This window comes from Thermoflexibacter ruber (assembly GCF_900113045.1).
Lineage (GTDB): Bacteria > Bacteroidota > Bacteroidia > Cytophagales > Thermoflexibacteraceae > Thermoflexibacter > Thermoflexibacter ruber.
Map to the genome: position 1 here is coordinate 1 of NZ_FONY01000084.1, position 6,545 is coordinate 6,545.

Consider the following 6,545-nt stretch of genomic DNA (forward strand, 5'->3'; position numbering starts at 1 on the left):
TAAGTAGTTCTTCTTGACTATTTTATACCAAGCCTTCTCAGAATCGCAAACCATTTGACCGACAAGATTTAGACAAATCACTTCACTATCCGAAAAAGTTGGTTTAGGTCCCGAACGTTCAACTAACTGACCGACTTCTTTGTAAATTTCATCTATAATGAAAAAAGTAAGGGTCAGAAAATCTGATAAATTTAACTCTTTTATATTATCTTTGAATACTGAATCAATTGCGATTTGGTGCATAGGTTATCTCTTTTTATGGTTGCACCTTAGAGATAACCTTTTTTACTGAAAATTCCAAACTAGCACAATCGGTTACTAAATCTTTTTACAATGGATATAAAACAAAAAGAAGATTTGCCTGATATTGTAATCCTATCATTAAATCTTAGAGCATATTTTGGAATTTGGATACTATACTTTTTAGTAAGGAAGTTGCTATTTCCTAATCCAATGTCTGATATAGGAAACTATCTTTTCAGTATTTGGTTTTTTTGCGGTTTTATTAATTCATTAATTTTAGGTATATATTTGAATAAGTATAAACCTGATAATACTGAAAAATTGGTAAAACATTCTTTTGTGGCAGTTTGGCTATGCTTAACAATTATTTTATTTGAAATTATTGCATTTATTTAATCCTTCCCAATTTAGTCTTGGAGGTCTATGATGGGAATCCCCTCATCAGCACCCAAGAGCAGTACGTAAGCAGTGCAGGGGAAACGGCATGGGAGGAGTGCGGCGTGCAACGCTGAGTATCGGCATGACCCTGCCAGTAGGCACAACCAGCATAGTCGCCTACATGAAGTATGAAGGAGGGACTGAGGTCTATTTTGATGACTTGAAGATAGAGCTGAGTGCTGTGCCAGTGGCTATGGTGGTACAGGAAAATCATTACTATCCTTTTGGGCTGAATATGAAGGGCTTGGATTATGTGCAAACTGTAAATCAGGAGAATAAATTTACTTTCAATGGACAAACAGAGAAGGAAACCAAGCTCAACCTCCACTGGCATGAAACAGCGTTTAGAAGTTACGACCCACAGTTAGGGAGGTTTCACCAGATAGACCCACTGGCAGACTTGTTTACAGGGATTAATCCTTATCAGTTTGGGTATAATAATCCAGTGATGTTTAATGACCCAACGGGTTTGGCATCACCTACTCCTTCGCCTGCACCACCAAAGAAAGAACCGAAAGACAAAACAGGTAATTTAATTATCCTTATTCAAGGTGCGGATTATCAAGATTTTAGAGATGCAGTAAATAATGCACCTGAGAATAATAATTGGAATAGCATAAGTGTTACTAATATTCAAGATGCTGCTGATAAAGTAAAACAGTATAGAGATGAGTATGGAGATGATATACAAAATCTTGTCATCAGTACTCATGGCAATGCTGGCTACATAGAATTAGACCCCTTAGATGAGTACAAGGGTCTTTTTAGTTCAACAGTACAAAAATATCTTAATCCAGAAACAAGAAGAAAAACTCATTCAACGTACAAATCTTGGATTGAAAGTTTAGAAATCATAGCAAGTTGTATGGCTAATAATAATAATGCAAATCTACTTTTTAGGTCTTGTTTTTCAGGATTGCCAGAAGAAGAAGGACAACTTTCATTTGCTGAACTTTTAGGACAACTTTTTGATTTAGGTAGGAAAAATAAATTCAATTTATTTATGAATCAAGATTATAGTGTTGGTTCTTATAAATATAGTTTTAAGGGAACAGATAAGAAAACTAAAAAGAAATATGATTGGTTTTCTCAGCAAATCATTGATAGCCCAAAAGCAAGGAAATATGTAAATAAATCCTATCCACTGTATTTAACTAATCCAAGTGACTATCGTAGAGGTTGGCTACAAATCACGCAGGATGGAGAATTTACAGAGTTAGGTAAACTTATACCTATTTTACAAGGTATTGGTATGCCAATAATATTACAAAGTATTCAAAATAATAAATAAAACTTATATGTTGAAAACAATTCTATTGATAGCATCATTATTGATGTTTTCCCATGAAAAATTTGAGTTAAGGCATAAAAAACCATCAAATATCATTTATTTGAAGCCTAATCTTACATTAAAAGATGTTTACACTATTTTTCGTGATTCCATTAATGATATGACGGAAGTTTTTGTTGATGAGGAAAAAAAAGTCAATCATTTTGATTTCCAAAAATTTAAGATAATTAAGTCAAAAAAAGGAAAAGAAAGCATTTTGGTGGGATTTAAAAATCATCAAATAGTTTCTATTGATAACCAAAAAATAGGTGATTGTGATAAATTTTCTTTGTATTTCCATCATTTTGACGAAATTGTTTTATTCACTATTTCTTCATTGAATAATGAGAGGTTCCATGCTGATTTTAGTGGTTTTTTCATATTCATTAAAAGCCTTAATAAGTATCTTTTCTTTGATATAGGTACTAACTATAGGAATAGATACTTTATAAAAAAAACAGACTGGACTTATATTAAAAGTATCTCATTATTGGATTACAACTTGAAGCCTTTAAAAAAGATTGGAATTAAAGACAAATCCATAATCTATAAGTCTTCATTTTTTCATACTAATATCATACAAGAACGATTCATTATCTGCAACAAGGAGTGTCAGGATAATCTATTAAAGGGCTATGATATTTCAGAGAAAAACTTAGAAAATATAATTGACTTGATAAGTAGTGAAACATTTTGTAAATGTGGTGAAGAAAAAATTTTAACCCCTGAAATTAATAACTACAAATGTCACCTATCATTATTTACACAACTTATTTATAAAGAACTTCCAAATTTTCCAAATATTCTCTATAAAAAAGAAGATTAGATTTTCCCCCGTTCTGCGTAGAGTTTAGCGAAGCAACTCTACGCAGTTTTAAAAGCAAATCTCCGATTGGCGTAATAGGCGCAAGCAAAAAAGTGCTTTTATTTGCAGAAATCTCTTTATTTTGCGGGTAAAAAGCAATGAAAGATTCACGCCCTTATGCCATAGATGACCCAGATGGGGTTTACTTTGTAACTTTTGCTACAGTTTATTGGATAGATGTGTTCACAAGAAAACGCTACAAAGATATAGTAGTTGAAAGCCTAAAATTTTGCCAAGAGAAGAAAGGCTTGGATTTATTTGCTTGGTGCTTGATGACAAACCATATTCATTTGATTCTCAGAGCAAAAGAAGGCTTCAATTTGAGTGATATTTTGAGAGATTTTAAGAAATTTACTGCTTCTCAAATCATTCGTTCTATGCAAGAAGACCCCGAAAGTCGGAAGGAATGGATACTTTGGCTTTTTGAGCAAGCAGCAAAGAAAAATTCAAGGAATACCTTGCACCAATTTTGGCAGCAGGACAATCACCCAGAGCAGATATTTACAGAAAAGTTTGGCGCACAAAAATTGGACTACCTACATAATAACCCAGTAGAAGAAGGTTGGGTAGAAAACCCTTGGGATTATTTGTATAGCAGCGCAAGGAATTATGCAGGCGAGAAAGGTTTATTAGAAGTGTTGTTTCTTTGAAAGAAGCTTTTTAGCTTGCGCCCGTTACGCAAATCTGGAGATTTGCTGTTTAAACTGCGTAGAGTCGCTTCGCTAAACTCTACGCAGAACGGGTGATGACTATGCCTATGACCACAGCGGCAACCTCATCGCTGACCTAAACAAGGGCATTAGCCTGATAACCTATAACCACCTAAACCTGCCTATGCTCATCAAAAAAGATGCAAATAACTACATCCACTACGTTTATGACGGCAGCGGAGCAAAGCTGAGAAAAACCGTCGTGGAAGCTGGAGTAACCACCACTACCGACTACATAGGCAGCTTCGTCTATACCAAAGTGGGTGCTGCTCCCGAAGACTTCTTCATGGAGACCGAAGAAGGCAGGATAGTAAACCTCACAGGCAAGACCTTCGGCTCTCCAGAAACCTACGAATACACCTACAAAGACCACCTCGGCAATGCAAGGCTCTCTTATAGGCAAAATGCACCTATTAGCTCGCAGACCATCGTCATGACCGCAGAAACTACACCTTCTTCTGTACCTACTACAGAAAATGCACAGTTTGACAACATCGCTCAAGCCAGAGATAATACCAGTGGCTACCGCTCCACTAATTCTGTCAAGCTAAACAAAAATAAACTCAGGGTAGGCAACCTACATAGCTCTAACAATTCCCTCACCGCTAACGCAAACAGCAGTGTTAGGGTATCTGTGCGGGCTACTTGGCAGACTCCCCCCCAAGTAGTCCAATACATGATAGCCCAAGCAGGCGGTACCGTCCAAGACCAAGACAAGAGAGAAAAGCCTGTTCTTCCTCCTAACCGTCTGACCCTGAATAGCCCTGTGGTCGTTATCCCTGCCCAAGCCCAGCAAAACATCGGCGAGATCATCATTCCGCCCTCGCCGCCACGAATAAATCTCATCGGCATAGGGCAAATTATAGGAAAAACCCTATCTTTGCAGAGGAAGGCAAAGGAAGACCCAGCGACTCCTTACCAAGGCGACTTAGGGCAGATGAATCTCTTGGGAATGCAGAGCCTCAGCACACCCCCACAGGCAAAGTTGGTAGTGAACTTATACGCAGGAGCTTCTATCGTACAAACTTACGAGCAGCCTGTAACCCTGGCAGGGGAAACCGCATGGGAGGAGTTAGCCATAGGCTTTACTACTACCCAACAAGTCAGGGTAGAGGCATACGTCATCAGCACAGAGCCAGATACAGTGTTTTACACTTGGTTTGATGATTTGAAGATAGAGATTACTGACAAGCCTACGGCTATGGTAGTGCAAGAAAATCACTATTATCCTTTTGGGCTGAATATGAAGGGCTTGGATTATGTGCAGAATGTAAATCAGGAGAATAAGTTTACCTTCAATGGCAAAGAGAAGCAAACCGAACTTGGGTTACATCACTACGATTTCAGTGCCAGAAGCTATGACTATCAGACAGGTAGGACTACTACCCTTGACCCTCATGGGGATAGGTATGTAAATGTAAGTGGGTATAGTTTCTTGAATAACAACCCGCTGAGGTACATAGACCCGACGGGGAGGGATGTTACCGAAACGGCATGGGGAACGAGATATACAGGTGTAGATGCTCAAAATATGTTTAGGCAGTTGCAACAGCAGTATGGCAATGGCGGAGGTGATAATGAAGGGAAAGGCAAAAAAAGTAAATCTAATAATCTACCAGCACCACTGCCCCCAAATGAGCCACCAACACCTAATCCAATTAAAGAAGGTTTTTTGAAAGTAGTAGAAGTTGTTAATCAATTAATAAATGTAGAGTTAGAATCAGAAGCAGAAATTAGTTTGGGTTGGATGAATTTTGCACTTAAAGCAGATTTTCTATCTTCCATTGGTGGATTTATAAAGGGAAACTCTAAGGTAATTTTAAGGATAACAATAAATAAAGAGCAAGGCAAACTTATTCCTAAGCTATCATTTGTTAATTGGTGGAAAGATGGGATAGTACAATCAGGAGGGGGATTGAGTTTACCAACGATTGGTACTATAGGTGGGGTAGGAATGGATATAATGATTGAACATGGTTTTGATAAAGAAAAAAATAAGGGGCAGACTGCTGTAAATGTAGGTTTTGGAACAGTTGAGTTTGAATTTCAAGGCTCACAATCACCTACAATTAAAACTACAACAGATTTTGGAGTAGAGTTAGCTGCATTTCTTGGTATTAAATTCCAATTCTCAGCTAAAAAAACTTTAATTGGTAAATAAATAATCAATTTATTAATTTGAATACTTAGGGAGTAAAACAATTTAAAACAAAAATATTCCTTATTTGAACTTGAGCTTTTAAAGAAAAATTCCCTAAGTTTTTAATCATCAATTTTATGTAACAAGACAAATCTTAAATTTATGTTAGAAATCTCTTTATTAACAAAAGCATTAATTAGCTTTTTAATTGCTATTTCAGGTTTTTTAATATTATTAATTATCAATCAGATATATTCAAGGCATGATAAAAGCTACAAAGTGGCAAAAGAAATATATTTATCTAATACTCATGTAGTAGATTTATTAAGAAATAAAATATTATTCAGCATTGTTGCTTTTAATAACTCTAAATATAAACATCTGTATACTATTTTTTTAATCGGGTTTAACATGAAAATGCTTAAAGTAGAATTAACTTTATTGCAGGAACAAGATAAGTGGGTATTAGGTCATATTTTTGTTAGTGAAGTACACATTCCACGCTCCTTATAATCACCCCCGTTCTGCGTATAGTTTTGCATAAGCAAGTCTACGACACTTTACTTTGCCAATCTCTCATTGGCTTGTAGGTGCGTAAGCATGAAAGGTAAGTTTTATTTTTTGATAGTGAGCAGGTTATAGTTAGACAAATAAATTTTGCCTTTTTATTCCGGATTTTATCTAAATGAGGTCTTTAAGCCTAATTTTTTAAGTTTTGGCAGAAAATACTTATTTTTGCAAGTAAAAAAAATGAAATATGAAAACTGTTACTATATCTGAGGTAGAATATTTGCAAATGCAAGAGCATATCAAACTCCT

General features: G+C 35.9%; 7 protein-coding genes. 6 read left to right on the forward strand and 1 reads right to left on the reverse strand.

Features of this window, described 5'->3' with window-relative positions; all coding sequences use genetic code 11:
- On the reverse strand, window positions 1–243 hold a 243-nt coding region (locus tag BM141_RS21870), incomplete at its 3' end, for a hypothetical protein (protein ID WP_143091071.1).
- A gap of 90 nt (window positions 244–333) precedes the next feature.
- Between BM141_RS21870 and BM141_RS21875 the strand changes: the two genes are divergently transcribed.
- The 6 genes from BM141_RS21875 to BM141_RS21900 all read left to right on the forward strand — a co-directional run bounded on the left by BM141_RS21875 (window position 334) and on the right by BM141_RS21900 (window position 6,239).
- On the forward strand, window positions 334–639 hold the full coding sequence (locus BM141_RS21875) for a hypothetical protein (protein ID WP_091549567.1): 306 nt from the start codon (window positions 334–336) through the stop codon (window positions 637–639).
- Window positions 640–763: 124 nt separating this feature from the next.
- Window positions 764–1,972 (forward strand): RHS repeat domain-containing protein, encoded by a 1,209-nt coding sequence (locus BM141_RS21880; RefSeq protein WP_177217513.1) that lies wholly within the window; start codon window positions 764–766, stop codon window positions 1,970–1,972.
- Window positions 1,973–1,979: 7 nt separating this feature from the next.
- The gene (locus BM141_RS21885; RefSeq protein ID WP_091549569.1) at window positions 1,980–2,837 is read left to right on the forward strand and encodes a hypothetical protein; all 858 of its coding nucleotides are present in this window, start codon (window positions 1,980–1,982) and stop codon (window positions 2,835–2,837) included.
- A 137-nt stretch (window positions 2,838–2,974) separates the two neighbouring features.
- Window positions 2,975–3,526, forward strand: a complete 552-nt coding sequence (locus tag BM141_RS21890) for an REP-associated tyrosine transposase (protein ID WP_091549570.1) — start codon at window positions 2,975–2,977, stop codon at window positions 3,524–3,526.
- A gap of 184 nt (window positions 3,527–3,710) precedes the next feature.
- Complete coding sequence (locus BM141_RS21895) at window positions 3,711–5,747, forward strand: RHS repeat domain-containing protein (RefSeq protein WP_091549571.1); 2,037 nt, start codon at window positions 3,711–3,713, stop codon at window positions 5,745–5,747.
- A gap of 141 nt (window positions 5,748–5,888) precedes the next feature.
- Window positions 5,889–6,239 carry a hypothetical protein gene (locus BM141_RS21900; RefSeq protein WP_091549566.1) on the forward strand — a complete coding sequence of 117 codons (351 nt, stop codon included), beginning with the start codon at window positions 5,889–5,891 and terminating at the stop codon, window positions 6,237–6,239.
- Window positions 6,240–6,545 lie beyond the last annotated feature (306 nt).